This window comes from bacterium (assembly GCA_041648665.1).
Classification (GTDB): Bacteria; UBA10199; UBA10199; order 2-02-FULL-44-16; family JAAZCA01; genus JAFGMW01.
The window spans coordinates 1-20089 of sequence record JBAZOP010000025.1; the positions used below are offsets into that span (position 1 = coordinate 1).

At 60.2% G+C, this 20089-nt stretch carries 26 protein-coding genes; all 26 read right to left on the reverse strand.

Annotated features, from left to right (window positions below):
* Positions 1-361 (reverse strand): hypothetical protein (locus WC683_09580; protein MFA4972852.1); only part of this gene is annotated, 361 nt, incomplete at its 3' end.
* A gap of 16 nt (positions 362-377) precedes the next feature.
* On the reverse strand, positions 378-848 hold the full coding sequence (locus tag WC683_09585; protein ID MFA4972853.1) for a DUF2190 family protein: 471 nt from the start codon (positions 846-848) through the stop codon (positions 378-380).
* Positions 848-2671: a hypothetical protein gene (locus WC683_09590; protein ID MFA4972854.1), complete on the reverse strand. Its 1824-nt coding sequence runs from the start codon at positions 2669-2671 to the stop codon at positions 848-850. The genes WC683_09585 and WC683_09590 overlap by 1 nt, the downstream gene beginning before the upstream one ends.
* The gene (locus WC683_09595; protein ID MFA4972855.1) at positions 2671-3504 is read right to left on the reverse strand and encodes a phage minor head protein; all 834 of its coding nucleotides are present in this window, start codon (positions 3502-3504) and stop codon (positions 2671-2673) included. The genes WC683_09590 and WC683_09595 overlap by 1 nt, the downstream gene beginning before the upstream one ends.
* Positions 3470-5068 (reverse strand): hypothetical protein, encoded by a 1599-nt coding sequence (locus WC683_09600; GenBank protein ID MFA4972856.1) that lies wholly within the window; start codon positions 5066-5068, stop codon positions 3470-3472. The genes WC683_09595 and WC683_09600 overlap by 35 nt, the downstream gene beginning before the upstream one ends.
* A 261-nt stretch (positions 5069-5329) precedes the next feature.
* Positions 5330-7570, reverse strand: a complete 2241-nt coding sequence (locus tag WC683_09605) for a PBSX family phage terminase large subunit (protein ID MFA4972857.1) — start codon at positions 7568-7570, stop codon at positions 5330-5332.
* Positions 7563-7931 carry a hypothetical protein gene (locus WC683_09610; GenBank protein MFA4972858.1) on the reverse strand — a complete coding sequence of 123 codons (369 nt, stop codon included), beginning with the start codon at positions 7929-7931 and terminating at the stop codon, positions 7563-7565. Before WC683_09610 ends, WC683_09605 begins: the two co-directional genes overlap by 8 nt.
* Positions 7915-8121, reverse strand: coding sequence for a hypothetical protein (locus tag WC683_09615; GenBank protein ID MFA4972859.1), 207 nt, complete (start codon positions 8119-8121; stop codon positions 7915-7917). The genes WC683_09610 and WC683_09615 overlap by 17 nt, the downstream gene beginning before the upstream one ends.
* Positions 8122-8573: 452 nt before the next feature.
* Positions 8574-8993, reverse strand: a complete 420-nt coding sequence (locus WC683_09620) for a hypothetical protein (protein MFA4972860.1) — start codon at positions 8991-8993, stop codon at positions 8574-8576.
* A 132-nt stretch (positions 8994-9125) separates the two neighbouring features.
* Complete coding sequence (locus WC683_09625; GenBank protein ID MFA4972861.1) at positions 9126-9644, reverse strand: hypothetical protein; 519 nt, start codon at positions 9642-9644, stop codon at positions 9126-9128.
* Positions 9641-9964 carry a hypothetical protein gene (locus tag WC683_09630; protein ID MFA4972862.1) on the reverse strand — a complete coding sequence of 108 codons (324 nt, stop codon included), beginning with the start codon at positions 9962-9964 and terminating at the stop codon, positions 9641-9643. The genes WC683_09625 and WC683_09630 overlap by 4 nt, the downstream gene beginning before the upstream one ends.
* A gap of 5 nt (positions 9965-9969) precedes the next feature.
* Positions 9970-10158, reverse strand: coding sequence for a hypothetical protein (locus tag WC683_09635; GenBank protein MFA4972863.1), 189 nt, complete (start codon positions 10156-10158; stop codon positions 9970-9972).
* Positions 10159-10189: 31 nt separating this feature from the next.
* Positions 10190-10357 (reverse strand): hypothetical protein, encoded by a 168-nt coding sequence (locus WC683_09640; protein MFA4972864.1) that lies wholly within the window; start codon positions 10355-10357, stop codon positions 10190-10192.
* 1 nt (position 10358) lies between these two features.
* Complete coding sequence (locus WC683_09645) at positions 10359-11252, reverse strand: hypothetical protein (GenBank protein MFA4972865.1); 894 nt, start codon at positions 11250-11252, stop codon at positions 10359-10361.
* 87 nt (positions 11253-11339) lie between these two features.
* Positions 11340-11501 (reverse strand): hypothetical protein, encoded by a 162-nt coding sequence (locus tag WC683_09650; GenBank protein ID MFA4972866.1) that lies wholly within the window; start codon positions 11499-11501, stop codon positions 11340-11342.
* The gene (locus tag WC683_09655) at positions 11494-11841 is read right to left on the reverse strand and encodes a RusA family crossover junction endodeoxyribonuclease (protein MFA4972867.1); all 348 of its coding nucleotides are present in this window, start codon (positions 11839-11841) and stop codon (positions 11494-11496) included. The genes WC683_09650 and WC683_09655 overlap by 8 nt, the downstream gene beginning before the upstream one ends.
* Positions 11838-12662, reverse strand: coding sequence for a hypothetical protein (locus WC683_09660; protein MFA4972868.1), 825 nt, complete (start codon positions 12660-12662; stop codon positions 11838-11840). Before WC683_09660 ends, WC683_09655 begins: the two co-directional genes overlap by 4 nt.
* Before the next feature lie 903 nt (positions 12663-13565).
* Positions 13566-13781: a hypothetical protein gene (locus WC683_09665; protein MFA4972869.1), complete on the reverse strand. Its 216-nt coding sequence runs from the start codon at positions 13779-13781 to the stop codon at positions 13566-13568.
* 187 nt (positions 13782-13968) lie between these two features.
* Positions 13969-15864 (reverse strand): AAA family ATPase, encoded by a 1896-nt coding sequence (locus WC683_09670; GenBank protein ID MFA4972870.1) that lies wholly within the window; start codon positions 15862-15864, stop codon positions 13969-13971.
* A complete protein-coding gene (locus WC683_09675) occupies positions 15861-16271 on the reverse strand; it encodes a hypothetical protein (GenBank protein MFA4972871.1) in 411 nt (136 codons plus the stop codon). Before WC683_09675 ends, WC683_09670 begins: the two co-directional genes overlap by 4 nt.
* Positions 16268-16912, reverse strand: a complete 645-nt coding sequence (locus WC683_09680) for a hypothetical protein (protein ID MFA4972872.1) — start codon at positions 16910-16912, stop codon at positions 16268-16270. Before WC683_09680 ends, WC683_09675 begins: the two co-directional genes overlap by 4 nt.
* Positions 16913-17031: 119 nt before the next feature.
* Entirely contained in the window at positions 17032-18099 is a 1068-nt protein-coding gene (locus WC683_09685) for a PD-(D/E)XK nuclease family protein (GenBank protein MFA4972873.1), read from the reverse strand.
* Positions 18096-19178: a hypothetical protein gene (locus WC683_09690; GenBank protein ID MFA4972874.1), complete on the reverse strand. Its 1083-nt coding sequence runs from the start codon at positions 19176-19178 to the stop codon at positions 18096-18098. Before WC683_09690 ends, WC683_09685 begins: the two co-directional genes overlap by 4 nt.
* Before the next feature lie 31 nt (positions 19179-19209).
* On the reverse strand, positions 19210-19530 hold the full coding sequence (locus tag WC683_09695; GenBank protein MFA4972875.1) for a hypothetical protein: 321 nt from the start codon (positions 19528-19530) through the stop codon (positions 19210-19212).
* The gene (locus WC683_09700; protein MFA4972876.1) at positions 19527-19727 is read right to left on the reverse strand and encodes a hypothetical protein; all 201 of its coding nucleotides are present in this window, start codon (positions 19725-19727) and stop codon (positions 19527-19529) included. Before WC683_09700 ends, WC683_09695 begins: the two co-directional genes overlap by 4 nt.
* On the reverse strand, positions 19711-19986 hold the full coding sequence (locus WC683_09705; GenBank protein ID MFA4972877.1) for a helix-turn-helix transcriptional regulator: 276 nt from the start codon (positions 19984-19986) through the stop codon (positions 19711-19713). Before WC683_09705 ends, WC683_09700 begins: the two co-directional genes overlap by 17 nt.
* Positions 19987-20089 lie beyond the last annotated feature (103 nt).

Genomic DNA, 20089 nt, shown 5'->3' on the forward strand with positions numbered 1-20089 from the left:
CCGCCTGGCCGGAGAGGATATAGACATCCGTCCCCGGGGTGCGCTTGATGTACACCGGGTCACCGGGAGCCAGGGCCAGGGCGATACCGTCGCTGGTACCGTCTGAGACGCAGCCCAGGACGTTCAGATACCAGATTCCCTCGGTGTCGATGGCTATGAGATCGGTCGCGGCGGCCGCGCTCGCAAACGCCACCCCCACGATGTTCTCACCCAGGAGCACCGGGTCGCCGGCGTCCACAAACCCGTCCGAGTGGTACGGGTGGGAGAGGTAGGACTCCTCGATGTTGATGTGCCGGCCCTCGTAGGTGGAGCTGGCCTCATTGCCAGCCGTTTGGTTGGTCGCAAGGTACTGTGCAGGCATTTATTTTCCTCCTTAGTTACTTGGGTCCTTCCTCCTGGAAGAACCACCAGAAGACCCAGAACAGCCATTCGGTACTATGTACCTTCACGGCTATCAGCTCGGTCTCTTCGTAGGTAACGGGTCCGAGCGCCCACCCGAAAGGCATACCCGTTATGTCGTCCGATACTACGGCGGTAGTGGGGTCGATGTAGACCCTTTGGCCCACGTCGATGTCCACGCCGAAGAACCAGGCTTCGACGTTGAGCCACCACACGCCCTCGGTGTCGATGTTCACCGCTTCAGTGACAGCGGTGGCCGTGCCCATGGACACCCCGCACAGCTCGAAGGTCACGCAGGGGTCGCCCTTGCGGACAAGGTCAAGCCCGGCGTCGTGGTAGGGGTGGGTGAGCACCGACTCGATGATCGAGACATAACGGCCTTCGTTCGTGCTCGAACATTCCTCCCCCGCCTCATGCTTGGTAGCATCGTAAGCGGTAGGGTCGGCCATTACCGGCGGGCGTTCGCGGCGGCCTCAGCCAGCGTCTCGGCGGCTTCCTTCGTCTTGCCCTGGCGTATATACAGCTTCGTGAGGGACTCCTTGAGGGTGCCGTTTCCTTCTCCGCCGCCCGAGCCCATTCCCTTGACCTTGCCGGATTCCGTGAGCTTTGCTACGTACTCTGTTTCGGACTTGATTGCCTCGTCCACGTGCTGCGAGAATTTCTCTTCGTCCAGCTTGCCGTCGGTTACTATGGGCTTCTTGGCCAGGCTCTCATTGAGCCGGGTCTTCGTGATCTCGGGCAGCTCGGAAGCACCGACCTTTTCACGGACGATCTTCTCCGCGGCCCTGAAAGTCTCGGCCTCCTGGAGGCGACCTACCTCGGTGAGCAGGCTTTCCTTTTCCGCTTCGAGGTTTGCCTTGGCCTCCTGCAGCTCCCGGACTTCATCGTCGTTCATTCGCTTAACCTCCTCCATGGTCTTCTTCTCAGCGTATACGGCCTGCTTGATCTCGGAGCGCAGTGACTCGATGAGGTCGGGCCGGGAGCGCTTTATCCCGTCAAGCGTGATTTCACCCCACTCTATGTCATGGGCTTTAGCCTCTTCCTTCCTCGCCGCCTCGAACATCTCCACGATCTTCCCGCCCGCCCCCGGGGTGGTGACGAAGTCCACCGAGCGCACGGCCACGATGTTCTCCACGATAGGCCCCTTGCGGCCCTCGGCCTCCCCCAGCTTGCGGGTGCCGAGCGCGCGGTGTGAAAGACCGATGTGCGGGGCCAGCTCCTCCACGGCGTCCCGGTACGGGCCGAAGACCTTAGCCCTGGCGTAGACCCCCGGACCGTCCGGTCCCATGGGGTCCCAGGCTGCGTCCTCTATGGTCTCAGCCGCAAGGTCCCTGATGGAGCGCTCCGGCCTCTCCCGCTCCTCAGTCCTGGTGGGGTGGTCCCAGTACATCTTCGTCCCGGCCTTGTAAGCCGCAGCCCCCTTCTCCAGCACGTTCGGGCTGTAGTAGCCGGACGCCCCCCAGCCGGGCTCGATGATCTTCACCGGGAGTATGCCGTCATCGGATACGGCCTTCTCGGTGAGGGCCACGAAGTCGCCCTCTATCTCCGCCTCGGCTGACTCGGCCGCTCCAACCGGCACGTAATCTGTTTCCTCTTGCACCTCGACGGGATCTCCGAGCGTTGGCTGCTGGTCCGCGCCGAATGAGTAGGTCACCTTGAAGAGCTTGCCGTCGACTTCGTAAACCAGGTAATCATCGTAGGTGTCCTTTACCCAGGGGCCGTCAACATCGGTGCGGCCCACCCCAGCCTTCTCCCTGACCGCAAAGCGCAGCCGGTCCAGCATCTCGTTTACGCTGAGGCCGGCCACCTCCTTGAGCGTTGCCTTCATCTCTGCACTCTCCTTATGACTCGAAAGGTTTTTCTCGGCCAGCTTATCGGCCTTGGCCTGCGCTTTAGCCTTGGCCTTATCGTCCAACTTGGACTGGGGTATGCGGGCAAGGGCGTTACGGAGGTGGGGCAGGTCCAGCTTGCCCTCCTCGTCATAGACCGGGAAGTGGCGCAGGCTGCGGGGTTTGGTCTTGCCGTCTTCCTTCTCCCCCCCGGGCTCGATGTAGAGGAAGGCGGAATCAGGGAGGTCGTTTATGTATGCGGCGGTCCATGTGGCCTCCCTCAGCTCCTTGACGTGAGCGTTCGCGGCAGCTATGGCCAGGGCCTCGCACATCTCATCCTTGCCCCCGCGCTTCTTCTGCCGGGAGAAGGTGTCATTGGCCACCCGTAGCCAGGCCTCCTTATCCTCGACCTCTTTGAGGTGCGGGTCATCGAGGGTGAACATCAGTCCTCCTTCATCCTGTAATGGACGTCGCAGCGGCAGCCGGGGAAGCGGGGGGAGGCCGCATCGCCGGAGGGAAAGTCCTCATCTATCGGTATCCACCCCGCGGCGGTGTTATCTCTGCAGCCGTCACTCACCCGGGAGTCGCCCGAGTTCATCCAGTACTTCTCCATCTCGAGACCGGCGGCCTGGAGACCTAAAGCCGTCTGCAGGTTGGCTTCCTCATAGGCCATCCTGGACTCGGTCACCGCTACCAGGTGGGCGCGGCTCTCGATATGAAGCTGGGGCTTTAGGCCCGCGAAGCCGTCGAAGCGGTCCTTGATGGCCTTGGCCGTCTTGCCGTAAGACCAGCCCTCATCGGCGGCGTGGGTTAGCAGGGTCCTCATCTGGTCCCGGGTGGTCGCGTCTATCTTCGTCACCATACTGGCGGCATGGTCCTCTAAGAACTTGACCGCCTTTGGGTTATCGAGACTGAAGGCTTTCTCGGCGAAGTCCTCCGCGCCGAACTGGGCGATGAAGTCCTTGGCCGCCTCGTCCATCACCGGTCCCAGTATCTCCACCAGCCCCATAGACATCTCTTCCGCAGTGGCGCCGGAGACTGCGGCCATGATCTTCTCAAGCTCGTCCCGGGCCGATTCCTCCATGGGGTACTCGGCCTTATAGCGCTCGTGCTCCCTTGCGAACACCCGGCCCTGCTCGCTGAACAGCCTGCTCATGAGCTTCTCTATCTTGCGCTCGGCAGGTTCCACTACCCTCAGCTTGTCCGCCCGGGAGACCGCCTCCAGGAAGGCGTCTATGGCCTCAGTCAGCCGAGAGAGCGCGTCTAACGTCAGCAAGGACGTCCCTCATTTCCGTTACCGCCGCCACCATCTGTTGCTCGGCCTCCCCCGGCTCCCCCTCGGGGAACATGTCGTCGAGCAGCTGGTCTATGTTCTCCACGTCCAGGGCTATGAGCAGCATGCGGGAGAGGGTCTTCAGGTCGGGGATGGTCCCCGCGGGGGCTTTCCCGTCCAGGGTGGCAGCTGAGATTATCGCCTTGATAGCGTCGTCCGGGTCGTGCTCCAGGATGGGCGGGAAGTCGCAGGTGACCTCGGCCCGCATGTCCTCCCCGGTTTCGGGGTCCGGCCCCAGCTCGACACCGGGGGGCTCGTCCTCATCGTCCTCTGAGTAAACGAGGTGGCCGTCCAGGTCCCCGTATTTAACGGCCTGGACGATGGCGTACCCGCAGAGAGTGGAGAAGACCGAGGCCCACAGCTTCTGCCGCGAGACGAACTTGAGTTCGGTCGGACGGTCCAAAGATTTAGCCGTGGCGAGCGTCCCCACACTGACGTCCCCGAAGAAGGTCTCCGGCAGGCCCACGGCGGCGGCCACCATGAGCAGCAGGCGCCTGCCGTCCTGGGCGGAGGTGGTGGCGCCCCCCGTCCTTACCGCATCCAGCTTGACCCCCTCGGTGGAGATGAAGGTGGAAGCGGTGAGCGGCGGCGGGTTGGTCTCCCCTGAAGACGTCCCCAGGGTGGTATCGAGCTTGGCCTTGCCAGCGGCTACCCCCGCCGTCCCCCCCTTGGTGGTCAGCGCCCAGGCGAACTTGGCATAGGCCCGGACGATGGTGGACCAGTCACTGAGGAAGTCCTTGTAGGCCCGCGCCCAGTCCAGGGCGGAGTAGACCGCGGGGACCGCGAAGTCCATGTCCGACAGCCCGGTCTCCTTCACCTGGTAGACGGGGCGGTCCCAGTAGATGGGCTTGCCGCCGATGGACTCCAGCCGCTCCTCCGGCTCATAGCCGATGTCGGGATAATACTCGGTCACCAGCTGGCTCATGTCTGCGCCCGAGTAGGGGTTGAAGCCCGAGCGGTTGTAGGTGCGCTCGTAAAACCAGGTCTCCCGGCGGTCGTCCGGGTTCTTGATGATGCGGTTGACCTCACCCGGGGGGATGGTCCTTACCGTCACGTCCCCGTTAGCCTGGTTGGTGAAAAGGCAGAAGAACTGGTTCCCCTCGACCTGCAGGTCTATCTCCTTCGCGAGCATCTGCTGGTGCCCGAACAGCTCGGCCTGGTTGCGCCTGCTGGTCACAAAACGCTGTATGACCTCGTTCACCGGGGCAGCCTCGGCGGAGATGGTGACCCCCTGGCCGAAGACGTAGAAGGCCTGGACCTCCACGCCCCGCTGGATGAGGGGGTTCTTCAGGTAGAAGATGCGGGCGAGCTTGGCGATCTTTCTCAGGCCCGCCCGGGAAAACTGGCTATCCCCCTCCATGGACAACTGAAACCAGCCCGTGTCCTCCAGGGCCAGCTCGAGGGATGCTATGCGCTCGGTGAGGTTGGCATACTCCACCCCATAGGATTCGGCAAGCGTCTCTATCTCGGCCTGGTGGGCTTCCTGCAATTCACGCTTGGAGGGCATTAACGGTTGGCTCCCTTTCTTCCCCCACTGGGCGGTTTGCAGCCCCCGCGGCCCTGGTTGGCGCCTGTGCCCCTGCCCGATCCGTTCCTTACCGGCGTTCCCTTGGCCATGGTTTCCTCCTTAAACTGGTTGATGGAATCGCATCCCACGTATTACAATCTAGTTAGGGTCGGTCGGCGATCTTTCGTAGACGTACGATTGAGGGGTTCGAATCCCCGCCTGTGGGCCTGTATCTCTGATCAAGATACCGGCCCTTCATTTCTACACCGGGCTTATCTCCACCCGGTCCTCGTACACTACCGTCGCCGCCTGCTGCTGCCCCCGCTTGAACATCTCCCGCTCATAGGAGTGGAGGGCGTAGCGAATAGCATCGCAGTTATGGACCAATACGCCATTAGCGAAATACTCGTGGGGTTCTTCGACGGAGAGGTTATAGACCGGCTTTCTTCCCAGCCCAGTAATCACTCGCCGCACATGAACGAGAGCAGAATCTTTTCTTTGAATATTTGTTGACGATGAACTCTTGGTTGCAGAACGCGCATATCCTAGTTTCATCGTCGATCCCCTTGGCCCTGCGCCAAGCAGACTTACAGGCATTCGAGCAGAACCTTGAATGGGCTCCTGTTGTGGGCTCTTCATATTCGATACCGCAATGCTCGCAGACCTTCTGGACGTAACCGCAATTTTCCCAAGCCAGCTTGCCAAGCTCGCTATGCCAAGCCCGTCCCTCTTCTGACCGGTGCCACTCGGCTGCTGCCGCCCTTGCCGCCTCGGAAACTTCCCTCGGGTTTTCCCTGAGGTGGTTGCCCAGATGCTCAACATAAGGCTGGCACTCAAGGTTCTCAATATCATTGTTAAGGGGGTTGCCGTCCTTGTGGTGGACATGGTAGCCCTGCGGTATGGGGCCGTGGTGATCTTCCCAGATTTCCTGATGCAATCTCTTGACGCCGTTGAGTCTATCCTGGATGCCGGGTGTAAAATAGTTTCGGCTAGACGAGTCCTTGGCATCTGGATATCTTCTGAAACGGATTCCCTTGTAGGTAACGACTTCTCCCCGCGTAGCGTTCTTGCGCATTGAACCAATCCTTCCTTCCATACTTCTACTGGTTCAATGCTATCACCATAACGCAAAGCGCGCAATCCGCTATATCCTTTATCAAGGACATACACCGGATGGTTGCCAGTCCCCGTAAGCTCCCTCCCGTCAGAAAACTCAACGCGCATTACCTCGGCGCTCATATCCGTGATGCCGGATTCGATCACCGCCCTGTACCCCTTCCGGGTCAGCACCATGTCCCCCGGCCTTATGTCCTCTATGGGCACTCCGCCGTGATCGGTTTCAATCATCGTGCCCGCGCATAAGCAAGCATGGTCATTCGCCTTCACCGGCTCCTCAAGCACGTTCCCGGCCCTGTCCTTCTTGCGGGCATAGCTCCGTATCTCCCGGATGGTGGAGACACAGCGGGGGTGGATGACGAGCCTGTAGCCCTTCACCGTGTCTATCCCGTCCGCCACGTTCTTGTCCGCGGGCCAGACGTTGAGGCCCGCCCGGGTCATCTCCTCTATCCGGCCAGGCTCGGCGGAGTCGCAGAAGATGGCGGGGGCCAGGCGGTGCTCCTCCTGCTTTTCGCCGATGCGGTCGACAAGCTCGGCGGTTATCAGCTTGCGCTCGTATATCTCATCGATGATATAGGCCGTCTTCTCCTTGAGCCCCATGAACACCACCGCCGAGGGGTGGACGAAGCCGAAGTCACAGCCTGCCAGAAGCTCATCGTAATAACCAGCCGGGTGGTCGAACTCGGCGATCTCGTAGCGGGTGTAGATGATCTTCCCCAGCACCCCCCAGTCCCCCAGGGTGTAAACGTGGTAGAGTATCTCGTCCTCGCCCTTGAGCCCTTCAAGTTCGGCCTTGTAGTCCGAGTCGATAAAGCGGTTATCCTTGTAGGTATACTTCTGCTTCTCCCCCCGGTCCCCCTCGAAGAAGTAGGCGTATATCCAATGGTTGCGGTCGATGGGGTTGAAGGACAGGACGATCTGCCTGTACCCCTCGGTCAGCTCCTCCCCCCTCAGCCTCAGCCTTATCTGGCGGTATTCCTCCGGGGTGATCTCGGTGGCCTCCTCCACCCAGATGTCCGTGATGTCGGTCATGGACTTCAGGCGTTCAGCCGGCTCCCCGGACGAGTTGACCACGGGCATGAACTCCATCTTGGACTGCCCCAGCTCGATAGTGAGGTCCGAGAGGTTCGGCTTATACGGTATGCCGTACTTGTCCAGCAGGCCTATGGTCAGTTCCCAGCAGGTCTTCTTCAGGCTCGGGCCGAACTTGCGGATGACGGCGATGCGGCTGCCGGGGTAGAGTAGGGCCTTCATGATCAGCTTTTGCGCCACCGCGTAGGACTTGCCTGCACCCGCCCCCCCGTAACAGACAAGCTCCCTGGCCCGGCAGGCGAAGAAGGGGTCGAAGCTGCGGTTGGTGTATTCGCGGAGGTCTAGCCTAGCCATCCTTCATGCTCTCGGGGAAGAGGACCTCGATGTTGCCGCCATGCTCGATCTCCTGCCTGTCCTTTTGCCCCAGGTACTGTTTGCCGAGCCATATCAGCATGGTGACATTGCCCTTTACCCCGACCTGCCACTGCGCCCGCCTGAGACTGACCTTACCCGCACCCCTTTTTTCTGCAAATACCTCCGCAAAACAGGCTTTATACTTCTCTTTACACCTGCGCTCGACGGTATCGACGGAACAGCCGAACCAGCTCGCTATCTCCTCTTCGGTACATTGCATCGCGCACAGCTTCTCGAACTCGTCCCACCGTATGGTTATGGGGGGCCTGCCGCCCTTGCCGTTGTTACCATTCTTCGCCATCGTCTTCCACTTCCTCCACGGTCACCCTAAACACCGTCTCCCTCAGCCTCAGCATCATGGCGAGGGCGGCTATGTCCGACTCGGGGACCTCCAATGTCACCCGGCCCCCCTCCTTGCAGCCGTCGAACTTAACGGCAGTGGCTATGGGAGCCAGCGTAGCCATAAACTCTATCGGCCTCTTCTTCGCCACTTCGTCTCCTCCACGCTGCGAGCGAAAGCCGCCTCGGTGTGCGCCCGAGCATGGCACCAGGGGCAGAGGCTTACCACGTTGTCCTCGGAATCCGGCCCCCCCGAGCCCCGGCTGACCAGGTGGTGCGGAGTCTTTGAGGCGGGCTTGCCGCACATCTCGCAAAAGGGATGGGCCTCACGGTATGCACTGAGCAGGCCTCCGTCTTTTACCCTCACGGGTTTGGGTATGGGTTGGACGTCCATAAGATTAAAGCGGCGCACGCGGCCTCATGTTAATTGAAGGGGTCGCCTTCTTACGGTCTTACGGCCCGAGCCCTGTAGGCTGGCCTGCCCTGGTGATTGATTTTAGTCGGTGCGCCGCTTGGTTCCGGGAAAAGAAAAGACCGGGAAGAAAAGAAAGACTTTCCCCGGTCAGTATCAATATCCCAATTGTTATATAAGTTTTCGCGGCTGTCAAGCCCCTTTCTTGTATCGTTCCCTCCACCCCCCGGTCAGCCGATCTACGTCCTTGTGCCATGCAGCTATATCGTCCCGTCTCCCCGCCTCGAGACGCACCGCTATAGCCAACGCCCGGAATAGCCGGTCGAGCATGAGTATGTCATCCAACCCACGCTCATCCTTGAGCACCCCGCGAAAGGATCGACGCTTGATTGAGAAGGTGCCGCCGCAGGTTGACTCATGCACCCACTGCTTCCCCCTGCCGAAGGCTCTGTCCCATGCGTCCTCGTATGCGGCCATGAACTCGGGCGGTGGGGTGCAGGCTGGCTTCTCCCTCAGCTTGCGGTTCTCGTCCCGCAGTTGTTTATTCTCCGCCTCGAGACGCTCTATCCGCTTGTCCCTGGTATCATGGCGTCTGAGGGCGGCGGCAGTCATAATGCCCCCTTAAACGTCCTAATTTGCCACATCAGAAAATGGATGGGCCGTATCCGCCTTTGGTAGAACTGGTCAATGAGGAAAGCGATGATGCACAAAAGGGCCAGCAGGCCGAGGGCGGCCAGGGCGTGTTCAAGGGGTCTCATCGCCGGGCTCCGGGTAGAGGGGGATGATGAGCACAGCGGGGAAGCGCGCATCCTCCGCCTCGAGCATCATGGGTTGAGGGGGAACGGCGTTGTTTATCGCATCCATCGCTCGTGCTATCTTCTCGTTCAGGGCAGGCAGGACCTCTTCCTTGACGACCTTGGAGATAACATGGCGGGCGATGGACCCGAACTTCTCCAGCTCCTCCTGTTTGTGGATCTCCGCCAGGAAAGCATCCGCCTCCCGGGCTACATTGTTGGTCCCCTGGCCGGCGCGGTTCTTCTCCGTGGGGGGTGGTTTAGGGACATCCTTCCCCCCGGTCTTGCCCTCTTTCGCTTTGCTACCGAACGCGCCCACTATCCGTGCCGCCATCTTCTCAGTCAGCACCCGTTTGCCCGACTGCAGCGGGTAGATGTTGCCGCTCTTGATGTCGAGCGCCGCCGCGATCTCCGCGGCCGAGTGTGTCTCCAGGATCCGCTTCGCCTGGTTCATGGTCGTGTTTTTCACCTCCACCATCTCCTGCGCTTCTTCTCGAGGGGTTCCGCATCAGCGGGCGAGCGCAGCGCGGGGTCAGGGTCAACGGGGGGAGCGGGTTCGGGAAGTACCACCCATTCAGCATCTACGCGGCCCGTTACCTCTTCTCCCTCGAATCCCACCGTGATCACCTGCGGCTGCATAGCCTCTGCCACCGCCTCCCTCACCATCTTCTCCAGCAGCGGCCGTATCTCTTCATCGAAGACCTCCCAGGCCATCCTCTTCATCATCTCCCGCATGCCCGCCATGGCCTGCGAGCGTAGGACTTGTGCCGCCAGGTTGCTGTTATCCATTCACCTTACCTCCTTGAACACAGCATCTTCGGCCTGCCGAGTATCCAGTTGCGGCAGTCCAGCCAGCGGTGGTTCGCGCCGAGGAAGACGGGCAGCGGGCCTATCCAAGTGCGGGCATATCTGCCTTGCCGAGGGTCCATGCCTAACTTGGCCGTGACGCGCCAGGCGGTGCGGGCCTGAGCTACTTCCCTCATGCGCTCAGCGGCCCGGTCCAGTACGTGCGGGTCAATCCTCATCGTCCTCACCTTCGTCCGTCCCGCCCACCTTGATATCCTCCTCAGCCTTTTTTGCCAGGGTGGCTATTGTCTCGTTCAGCACATCCACCGCAATCCTCGCACCCTCCTTCATGCCGGCCTCGTATCCCTTCTCATATGCACGTTTAAAAAGCATCACCTCACCCCTCCATTCCCTTTCTCACCGTCTCCACGTTCCTGAACCAGTCAGCGGGATTTCCCGCGCAATACCCCCGGCAGTCATGCGCCGTCTGTGCGCCGGGCCAGAAGTGATTGAGAAATTGAGCCGCGCCGTCTATCGCCGTGGGCCAGTCGGGCCACCAGCACCCCCTGTTGTGGATGGGGATCCCCGCCGCCTTTGTAAACTCGTTCGGCCCGAGCATCCCCCAGGCGTTGTGATTGATGCGGGACAGGCTGCCGTCGGTGGCGAAGGTCGATTCTGCCGCGGTCAGGGCGACCAGCAGGTAGGGGCTCACCCCGTATTTATTTCCCGCCAGAGCGAACTCCCGCCCATAGCCGTTAAGTGGGGAGCGGGGGTAGTGCATGAGATAGCAGTCGATCTCGTGGCCGGCGTGGGCGATGAGGGAGGCCTCCGCCATAGCCGGGTCCATCCCCTGCGGTCTGAATATGTCGGGCAGGGGATCGCCGCGCAGGATCATCCGGCCCCAGCTGATAAGGTTGGCATAGCCCTCGGGGTACTTCTCCCGCCACCCCAGGTATATCTCGACGCGCGGCTCCTGCTGCGGAACCGAATATGTTAGGCCCGCCACCGAGAAATCGGAGGCCGGCGAAGCCTCCTCGGGGGTGAGGGGTTCCCCTTCATCCTCTACGGCGGGCGGTTTTTTAAGCTCAACCTCTATCGGCAGTCCCATCTCGTCCATCCAGGCCGTGAGCCTGGCCAACTTCTCCACGGCCTCCGCCAGCTGGTGCCCCAGCGACTCGTTCTCGGTCTTCAGCTTCTCCACCTCGGCCCCATGGATAAGAGCGGTAAACACGGCCCAGATAAACAGGAGCAGCACCAGGGCCGTCATTCCTGCGATAAGCTGTCTTCGCATTTTTAGGTCACCTCCATAAAAAGGGGACTCCCACCCCGGAGGGTAAGAGCCCCACGTTTCGCTCGGGCTCGACGCTGCCCTATGCGATCACTTGCGGACTATGGTTATTTTCCACCTCCTTCCATCCCAAAAGAGCTTTATCACGCCGCCACCCTTGCCTATCCTCTCCATGAGCCTCATCTCCACCAGAGCCTTCTCCTGGTCCCGGGTGAGGCATTCAGCGGCAAGGGGGCAGAGGTTTTCAGCCATCCATGATCTCCACTTCCACGACCGTCATGTACGGCCCGTCTTTGGGCACCTTCTTACCCCCTACGGTTACCACTTGTTTATCATCGTGATAGATAATCCCCTCCATGGCATCCATCACCGATGTCATCAAGTTGTCGATGTCATTACGGCACGATGTCACTACCCTGAGGGTGACGGGCTTACCGGTTGGCGGCTTTCGCCAGGCGAGCCGGGCCTGCCAACGTGCGTAATCCTGCCACTCGAAGTATTCGGGGGAGGGGATTGTAAAATTACAGTTGCGGGGTTTTACGCGGGAGTTCTTCTTCGATGGTATTCTGCCCTCGAAGGTGATGGTTATCATGCCGTGGCCTCCCGCTTATAACATTTTTCGCACAGCCATTCTCCGTTTCGCTTCTCGCATATATCCTCAACGCCGCAAACGGCACAGACAGCGTTCAGGGTGCCGAAGGTGTAGGCGGGTTGTCCGGCGGGTTTGGTCTTCTTCGGCCCCGGGCCTCCGTCAGCCTTGATACCGGCGATCGCCGCCTTGAGGTAGCTCCACTTACAGGCGTTCGCGTTCTCGGCGGCTTCTATGGCGGCCAGTAACCATTCCTCGGGTGTGCCGTTCGCGGCCTCCAGGGCCACCCCATTCCATACCGCGTTGGAGTTGTGAATCCATCCCCGGAGTCTGGTCTTTACGGATTCCGGGATGGCTGAAAAGAGGTCGGAAGGTTTACCCTCTGTATCTGCTTCTGCTTCTGTATCTGTATCTGCTTCTGTATCTAGGTTATCCATAGGGTTAACCCCACCCTTAACCCCACCCTTAACCAACCATGGATTCCCACCCTTCTTACCATATTCCTGGGCCTGCTCCCGTCTCTGCTGGTCAAGTACCATTCTCTTGGAATAGATGCCCCTCTTGTCCTGTTTCAACACGCCCGCTTTTAACAACTCATCGAGCGCATTTTGAATCTGTTTTGTGTTCAGTCCGAGTACGTTTGATAGCTGTTTTGCATTCATTTTGCATCCATTTTGAACTAAAAACCCGTACGGTTCGGACCTTATGAGGACAGAAAACAGTCGGATAAACACCGCTTGCGACTTCAGGGAGCACGACATCAGGGCGACGTCATTGTTCCAATCGTCCGGGTAAAACTTTATCCACGATCCAGCACGTGCCATCTATCCCCCTCTCTGTTTGCTAACCCTTAGTTTTATTTTCACTACCTCCTAGTGTTTCAGCGACACGCTAAAAGTTATACCCTAGAGTATAATCCCGGTTTATCGTTACGCACCGATAAATACGCATACTCGAAGCTTCCCCCCTATACTTACGGATATGTAATGAAGGTTTTATCCCTGCAATCGTGCATACCGGGTGCATGATTTGTAAGGGATTTGCTTACGTTCGGTACACGGGACATCACTTTGCCTCCTCAAACCACCCACACCCCTCGCAATACCACCCGTCCGATCCCCAGGTCATGCCCCCCCGCACTCGGGGCAGGTGGCGGGTTCATAGTAGCGGGTCTTACCGCCGGGGCCGTCCCATGAGTCACCGCCTACTACCCTTACAGCACGACCGCATAGGGGGCAGCGGGTGATGTCATCCACCTGCTCCACCTCCCCTACTGCTTGGTAATAGCGACAATGACCTCGCCTGTTCGGTGTGCAATATTTAAGGTTGGTACGGTAGGTTGTCCCCGTTGTATAGATGGTTTTGAAACGTGCCTTGCGGGCACAGCGATAGTGGACAATCGGTATGCCCGTACACCCTACCTCCTCGAACACGCCCGCATAATGGACGCAATCTTTACAAAACACCACTTCTCTACCGTTCATCTCCCCCCCTATCTCTCACAGTCCCTATGTCCCGCCTTCCAACACTCAGCGCATACCCATGTGCCGCAGGGGCAGTAACGGATGCCGGGGCGCATCTGGCAGTCGTCGCAGAGACGGGGCTCTTCCTTCAAAGCCTCTCCTTCCGGTCAGCTTTGTCGGCGGTCCTTCGCGCGCAGGTACAGGTATCCAGACAGGTAGATAAGGCCGAACAGGGCCAGGTGAAAGATGGGGTTTATGAGGGTGTCAGGCATGGGAGATCTCCCCCAGTGCCTCCCGCAGGTCCCCTAGCGTCCTTTGGGCCGCCTCTTCCCACGTGTCCCCCACGCACCCCCTCATCCTGCGCTTGCCGCCCCCATCCCTGAACTCGACCCGGCAGAACCAGGGGGCATCACTGCCGGGGGCGGGGGAGGCGAACCAGACGTCATAGGCAAGCCGGGTTAGTTCGTCCATGGTGCTCATATGTCTTTCTCCTCCCTCAATGATTTAGCGATAGAAAGGATAGATATAACGGCGTTTTTTAACATGCAGCCATCTTGCCCCTTCAAATAATTCCAAAAAATACATGGGCTATTGCTTGAATCACTTGCTTTGCATGGTTCATCTATCAGGGGGCACCACTTATACTTTTCTGGACAATTTTTCGGGATCATGCCCCCACCCCCACGGCCTCCACAGCCCTGACTTCCCCGGCCTGGACCCAGTATGTCCTTATCCCCTCGACTCCGGGGTCCTGGGCCTCCTCCGCGGTGCTGAGGACGAGAATGGTATCGTGGTCCGCCATCCTCTCCCTCAGCCATTCACTCAGCAGGCCGCGGTTGCCCACGTCGAGGATCTCCACGTCGTCTATCACCAGCAGCCTGAGCCCGCTCGCGTGGGCCAGGGCCTCCGCGCAGGCTATCCCTACCCTCATCCTCTCCGACGTGGAGAGCTGGCGCATCTCGATGGTGCCGTTGACGACGAGATGGAAGTCGGGGTCGGACCGGGCGTCCAGCTCGTACAGGCCCCCGGTCAAGAGGGAGAGGTTTTCCGCGGACCGCTCGATCACGGCCCCCATGGTCTTTGAGAGCAGCTTCGCCTTGATGCCGGTGGGGCCGAACAGGGTGGCCAGGTGCTCCAGGCGGGCGGCACGGGCGGTTGCCTCTGTCGCTTCAGATGCGGCCTTCTCGGCCCTCTCAGCGGCCTCTGCGGCCACCTTCATGCGGGCGGCTATATCCTTGCCGCGGTCGATGCGCTCGGCCAGGCTGGCGATCTCTGAGCGGGCCAGGTCCAGCCCCACCGCCTCGGGGAGCGCGGCCAGTTCGGCCTGGACGGACTCAAGCTCCTTCTCCAGGGATTCCAGGTACTCGGCGTTCTTCTCCGTCCGTTCGGCCTCGACTATTCTCTCGGCTACTTCCTCTTTTTCTCCCTCGACTGAGGCCGCTTCCTTCATAGCCTTTTCGTGGTTCTTCACCAGGGCCTTGCGCTTGGTGCCGAGGTCCTTAATGAGGGCCTTGCGCTCGGTGGCGGTTATGGCACACTTGATGAGGCCTGGGGCGAGAGGGCAGGAGCCGTCCCAGTCCTTCAGGGCGGGCAGGGCCGAGTCAATCCCTTTTATCTCCCCCTGGACCTCGTAGCTCGCCCGCCTGGCTTCTTCCAGCCTGGCTTCCAGGGTTTCCAGGGCAGCCGCGAGTTCCTCCGGGTCCTCCCCCGAGTTCTCCATGGGCAGGCTCAGGGCCTCGATGCTGTTTTTGATGTTCTGCTCCCGCTCGGCCAGGCTTGCGCGCCTTTCCCCGGCGGCCTCGGCAGCGGCGACCTTTTTTAAGTGGTTCTCCCTCAGCGTGGTCAGCTCGGCTATCTGCCGCTCCAGCTCGGGCAGCTGGCCGGCGGGGGGCACATCCTCCGCCACCTCCATCCCCTCCAGCTTGCCAGAAAGGGTATCCCTCTCCTTCTTCGCCTCCTTGCGCGCCTCGAAGATGAGCTTGTACGCCTGGTCCAGCCAGTCCGGGCCGACGGTCTCGGGGGTGGCGATGAGCGACCGCAGCTCGTCCAGGAGGTTGCCGGCGCCCTGAGACTCGGCGTAGTCGTTCACCGCCCCCATGAGCTGGCCCGCGGATATCTCCGGGCGGGCTAGTTGGAAAAGCATCTCCTTCTGTTCGCGGGGGGGCAGGGTGATGAACTGGCTCACGTTGAGGAGGGCGGCGATAAGGTCGGCGTCGGCCCCGAGCTTTGAGTAGAGAAGGTCCTGCTGGGCGGTGGCGGTGCCGGTCCAGTCCGATACCTGGAGCGAAGAGCCGGAGGGGGAGATGGACCGCGCCACCTCCCCCAGCTCGTCGATGGCAACGACGACCAGCCCTTTTTTCGCTCCCACCCGGAGGGCGTCAGAAAGGCCGCGCCCGCCACGGTCGGTGAACTCGGCCCGACCGGTGAGTGCTACCTCTATCGCGTGCCTTATGCTCGTCTTGCCCGCTGCGTTGTTCCCCTTGATGATGGTGAGAGGGGCCAGGTCTATCTCGGTCTCGAGGTGGTTGCGGAAATCCTTGAGCTTGATGGTGGTTATCTTCATGATGCTATCTTTTCTATTGCCGAAAACACTTCCGCCAACTCTTCTAGCTGCTCATATCTCAGCGCCCATGCCTTTGCTTCCCTGAGGGCTTGGGCCATCAACTCAGCCCGCAGCATCTTGTCTTCCAGCACCCGCGTTATCGGCCGGTAGCTATCTCGGCCCCGGTCTTTTTCCAGCGATACATAGGCCCTTATCGGCAGGGGGTGACCATCTAACTGGATTATCTGCACGCGGATTATCTTGCGGGCTTGCTCAAGCCGGTATTCTTCCGCCGCTAGATTGTCGTCCCACTCAAAATGCTCATGCAGCGCCGTCTTTGGATCGCGTGCAAAATTAACCACATCTCTAGGCCGTAATGCCCCCTTGTGTTTCCGAGATAATTTTTCCAGTTCATCAAACACGCTCATGTTTCTTCCCCCTTTACTTGGAACATGCCCCACCCCATACCGCACTTACTTTTCTTCGAGGCGGGGCGGCCTTCACCTATACCGACCTGCATCCCAGCACGGGACAGCAGGTTCACTACGTCCTGTAGGCTGAAGGTGTCCTGGTCGAATCGGATACGAACCGTGGCGGACCATTCGCGCCACATGGCCCGGACGCGCAGATCAGCTACGCCCGTCGCGTTGCGTACATGATGGGTAACTGCTTCCGGGGCGCCCTTGATTTTGATAAGCGGCGTACCATCCTCGGCGTCCACCCCGTCCTGCTCCAGGAATAGGGCCATACGAGCCTTCGTCATGTGGAAGTCCACTGCGGGGAGAGAGCAAGCCGTCACCATTGCGTCCTTGATTGCCATTGATGGTATCCCGTACCATCCGTCAGCGCTCTGATGAAGGGCCTGCCGGTAATCATCATCGAAGTCCCGGGCGGTTTTCTTGTTGCCCTTCTTCCCCTGAGAGCCAGCTTCCATCTTCTCCCTCATCGCGCCCTTTGCCTTTGCGCTGAACTTGAGCTGGACATAGGGCGCCATGCCCTCTATCCCCAGTTCCACCACCCCAAAATTAGGCGGCGTGATTGCCAGCGTCTCCACGTTTTTACTCGCCATCTCTCTCACCCCTTTTTAATTAAATGCCCTGCCACGCCTTGCCAAGCCCGGCCCCGCCGCGCCATGCCTCGCCCGGCCAGGCCGGGCCGTTCCTGCCGCGCCAGGCCTAGTAAAAACCATCAATCCCCACCCGCCTTTTTGTGCCGGAACGACGTGGATATCGTCTCTTCCGTGTAGGGTTCTATCTCCGCCGCAAACACCTTGTCGCGCAACAGTGGCTGCAGCTTCTTGTTGTTGATGGAGAAGTAGGCGGCAGGGTCGAGCCCGCGCATTTCTATGAAGCGGGAGACGGCGATGACGTCCGTAGCCTTCAGGCCATGGCTGTCGAAATAGGAGAACCGTTCCCCTCCCACTACAACGGGGCCATGTTCCACGCAATATGCCTTGAGCTTCGCCTGCGCCTCCCGGAGCTGTGCCTCCAGGACCAGGATGAGCCCCGCCAGTTCCTCCGGGTCATCTCCTTCTACTGCCGGGCACCCTGACGCCCAAGGGCAATATGAACAATGGGAACCGGGGGTGGGCGCCCACTCGGTCTCGGCCTCGATGGCCTCTATGGTCTCAAGGATGCGCTTCTCGGTGGCGGCTATATCCTCCGGGCCTATCATGACTTCCCTCACCGCCCCGTGCCGCACGAAGTCCAGGGCGCAGCGGACCTTGTCGAAGCCGTACAGCTTATTCACCGCCCAGGCGTAAACCCGGAGCTGGAAGTCCTTGCTGACCTCGGCCTGGGAGGGGACCCGCCACGAGCTTTTCCAGTCCCTGAGCTTCGCCTGGCCGTCCTCCACTTCCAAGAAGTCGATCACGGTCCAGAAGGCCAGGCCATCCAGGGGTATCTTCTCCCGCTTCTCGACCTCGGCGATGCAGGACGGGTCGAACATGTGGGAGGATATGAAGGATGCGAATATCTGCCCCACTTCCTCCCACTCGTCCGCCGAAAGGGTGCGCTTCTCCGCCTTCATCGCGGCTGCTGCGGCCTCAAGAGCCTCATCCGACCAGGTGATGTCGGTCTGCAGGTTATCCTCCTGCAGGTGGCGGATGTAGGCGGCTATCCCCGCGTGGACAGCCGAACCTATCCTGAGCGGCGGGGTGTCCGGGGCCTTGCGCTTCTCCACCCGCTCTATCTTGAAGCGCAAGGGGCACTGGCCATAGAGGTTAAGGGCGGAATATGAGGCGTGTTCCAGTCTCATATCAGCCACCCCGTTTTTTTAGATGCAGCCGGGGGAGATGGCGTACTGTCGGGCCGTGAAGGCGGCGTATGTGCCTCCGGGTTGGAGGGCTTAGGGGATTCCCCCGGCTGCTTACCGTTACTATCATACTCTGCGGTTAACAGTTCGAGCATGGCCTCCTTGTCCCCCTGCACCTTCTTCCACCTGAGGGTCACCTGGGCGGGCTTGAGGCGAAGCTCTGCTACCAGATCGGCGATGTCTGAGTCCAGCTGGGAGGGTGTCTCCTCCTTGGCCTCGAGGTCGCCGGCGAGATCGGGGGAGGTCTCCACCTCCTCTTCCTGCTCCTCATTTGAGTTGGCAAAAGAAGAAGCCTCCACCGGGAAGAGATCATCAGGGGGTACATGGTCATCCAGGGAGGGAAGCGCAAGGAGCGGTCGGTCTCCCGCCTGGGCCAGCGCCTGCAGCTCCCGCAAGCCGAGTTGCGCACCGAGTTTGAGGTCCAGGACATAGACGATCTTTTTCTTGCCATCGGGCTGTACCTCGCGGGGGATAACCCGGAGCCTCAAGGGTATCATGGACACCCTGCCAATTAATCCTCGGATATAGTCGATCGCGGAATTGACGGCGATGATCGAGTTATAGCTCGACGTATCAAGCTGCCACACGCCCTCCGAGATAAGCTGCGGGATTATGAAGCGCAGGTTTAGTACCTGTCTGCAGCTCTTTTTGGACGGGTCCGACGGGCTGAAGTAGGGGCACTCTTCCGGGTTGCACTCGATCTCTACCCACTCCCCCGTCTCCTGGTTCACGCACTCGGCCATAACCCCGTCCCCCCGGCACAGCAGGCCGGACGTGCCGTACCTCCGGAGGTACTGAGGGGATATCTGCTCGAGGTCCTCAGTGGGGAACATGATATCCATCTCCCGCGCCTTTTCCCCGAACAGCTCCGTCAGGGCCTCCTTGTACTCATCGGGCCAGACGAAATAATCCGTAGCAGCCGGGTATGGGTTGCCCGACTTCTGGCTGATGCGCTTCTCCCCGAGCCTGATCTTCCCGGCTCTGGGGAGGCGGCGCCTCTCGGTAAGTCCGTTGATTGCCATCGACTGTTCACCCCTTAAATCGGTGCTGGGATTACTTCCCCAGCAAGCCTTCACTTTTCTCGTCTTCCCTTGTCCCCCTCAGTTCCCCCCATATCCGGGAGAGTTGGTAGTTCAGGCGGCGGTACTCCGGCAGGCTCATCGCGTGCAGCGCCTCGGCCAGCACCTCCAGGGCCACCGGCGCCGTCTCCCTTTCCTCTAGGTCCTGGAAGGCCGCGCGGGCGCGGGCGCAGACCTCCTCGGTCAGCTCGTGGATGATCTCGGCCCAGTCGCGCTTCAGCTCATACAGCCTCTCGGTACAGTCGGAGCAATAGGCCCTGGGGGAGTTGGCCCCGCACAGTCGGCAGGTGGTCATAGCCCCTCCTTTATTGGATGCGCGGGGACCGCCTCGACGGGGGAATCTCCTTTCGGGGTTTCGGTTGAAGCCGCCCCCGCGCTACCGGAATCAATAGGAACGGAGAAGGTCATGCGGCGGGACATGGCCGCCTTGGAGAAGCGGCCTCGCCCGAGCCAGTAGTCCCTCATGATGGAGCGCTCAAGCCTTCTGGCCACGGCGCGCCTCCCTTCTCGCCTCGTGGAGGGCTGACGCGGCCCTTGATTTTCTGTGCCTCTCCGGCTTATCCCCCGCCAATATATCCCTCATCGCTGGGTCGGGATATATCATGTCTGATGTTACCTTGAGCGCTTGGCATATCTTCTCTAGCTGTGTATCATCTGGCAGCATCTTGCCGCCAACGATATAGACGATGTAAACACGGGGAATGCCCGTTATCTCGGAAAGCTCTGTCTGGGTCATATCGCGGTTAGCCATCAGTAGCGGTAAGTCAGTCCTAATCTGCATCGTTCATCCCTTCCTGCCCCGTTAACTTTATGTTGACAAGATAAATATAGCCCTATAGAATGGGATTGTCAAG

Coding starts and splice junctions, on each gene's coding strand:
- WC683_09620 (MFA4972860.1), bottom strand. CDS start 8,993: ATGACTGCCGCCGCCCTCAGACGCCATGATACCAGGGACAAGCGGATA.
- WC683_09645 (MFA4972865.1), bottom strand. CDS start 11,252: ATGCGAAGACAGCTTATCGCAGGAATGACGGCCCTGGTGCTGCTCCTG.
- WC683_09675 (MFA4972871.1), bottom strand. CDS start 16,271: ATGAGCGTGTTTGATGAACTGGAAAAATTATCTCGGAAACACAAGGGG.
- WC683_09585 (MFA4972853.1), bottom strand. CDS start 848: ATGGCCGACCCTACCGCTTACGATGCTACCAAGCATGAGGCGGGGGAG.
- WC683_09600 (MFA4972856.1), bottom strand. CDS start 5,068: ATGCCCTCCAAGCGTGAATTGCAGGAAGCCCACCAGGCCGAGATAGAG.
- WC683_09650 (MFA4972866.1), bottom strand. CDS start 11,501: ATGGCTGAAAACCTCTGCCCCCTTGCCGCTGAATGCCTCACCCGGGAC.
- WC683_09705 (MFA4972877.1), bottom strand. CDS start 19,986: ATGGCTAACCGCGATATGACCCAGACAGAGCTTTCCGAGATAACGGGC.
- WC683_09590 (MFA4972854.1), bottom strand. CDS start 2,671: ATGTTCACCCTCGATGACCCGCACCTCAAAGAGGTCGAGGATAAGGAG.
- WC683_09635 (MFA4972863.1), bottom strand. CDS start 10,158: ATGAGGGAAGTAGCTCAGGCCCGCACCGCCTGGCGCGTCACGGCCAAG.
- WC683_09660 (MFA4972868.1), bottom strand. CDS start 12,662: ATGGCACGTGCTGGATCGTGGATAAAGTTTTACCCGGACGATTGGAAC.
- WC683_09610 (MFA4972858.1), bottom strand. CDS start 7,931: ATGGCGAAGAATGGTAACAACGGCAAGGGCGGCAGGCCCCCCATAACC.
- WC683_09670 (MFA4972870.1), bottom strand. CDS start 15,864: ATGAAGATAACCACCATCAAGCTCAAGGATTTCCGCAACCACCTCGAG.
- WC683_09680 (MFA4972872.1), bottom strand. CDS start 16,912: ATGGCGAGTAAAAACGTGGAGACGCTGGCAATCACGCCGCCTAATTTT.
- WC683_09630 (MFA4972862.1), bottom strand. CDS start 9,964: ATGGATAACAGCAACCTGGCGGCACAAGTCCTACGCTCGCAGGCCATG.
- WC683_09695 (MFA4972875.1), bottom strand. CDS start 19,530: ATGACCACCTGCCGACTGTGCGGGGCCAACTCCCCCAGGGCCTATTGC.
- WC683_09655 (MFA4972867.1), bottom strand. CDS start 11,841: ATGATAACCATCACCTTCGAGGGCAGAATACCATCGAAGAAGAACTCC.
- WC683_09665 (MFA4972869.1), bottom strand. CDS start 13,781: ATGAGCACCATGGACGAACTAACCCGGCTTGCCTATGACGTCTGGTTC.
- WC683_09685 (MFA4972873.1), bottom strand. CDS start 18,099: ATGAGACTGGAACACGCCTCATATTCCGCCCTTAACCTCTATGGCCAG.
- WC683_09605 (MFA4972857.1), bottom strand. CDS start 7,570: ATGGCTAGGCTAGACCTCCGCGAATACACCAACCGCAGCTTCGACCCC.
- WC683_09690 (MFA4972874.1), bottom strand. CDS start 19,178: ATGGCAATCAACGGACTTACCGAGAGGCGCCGCCTCCCCAGAGCCGGG.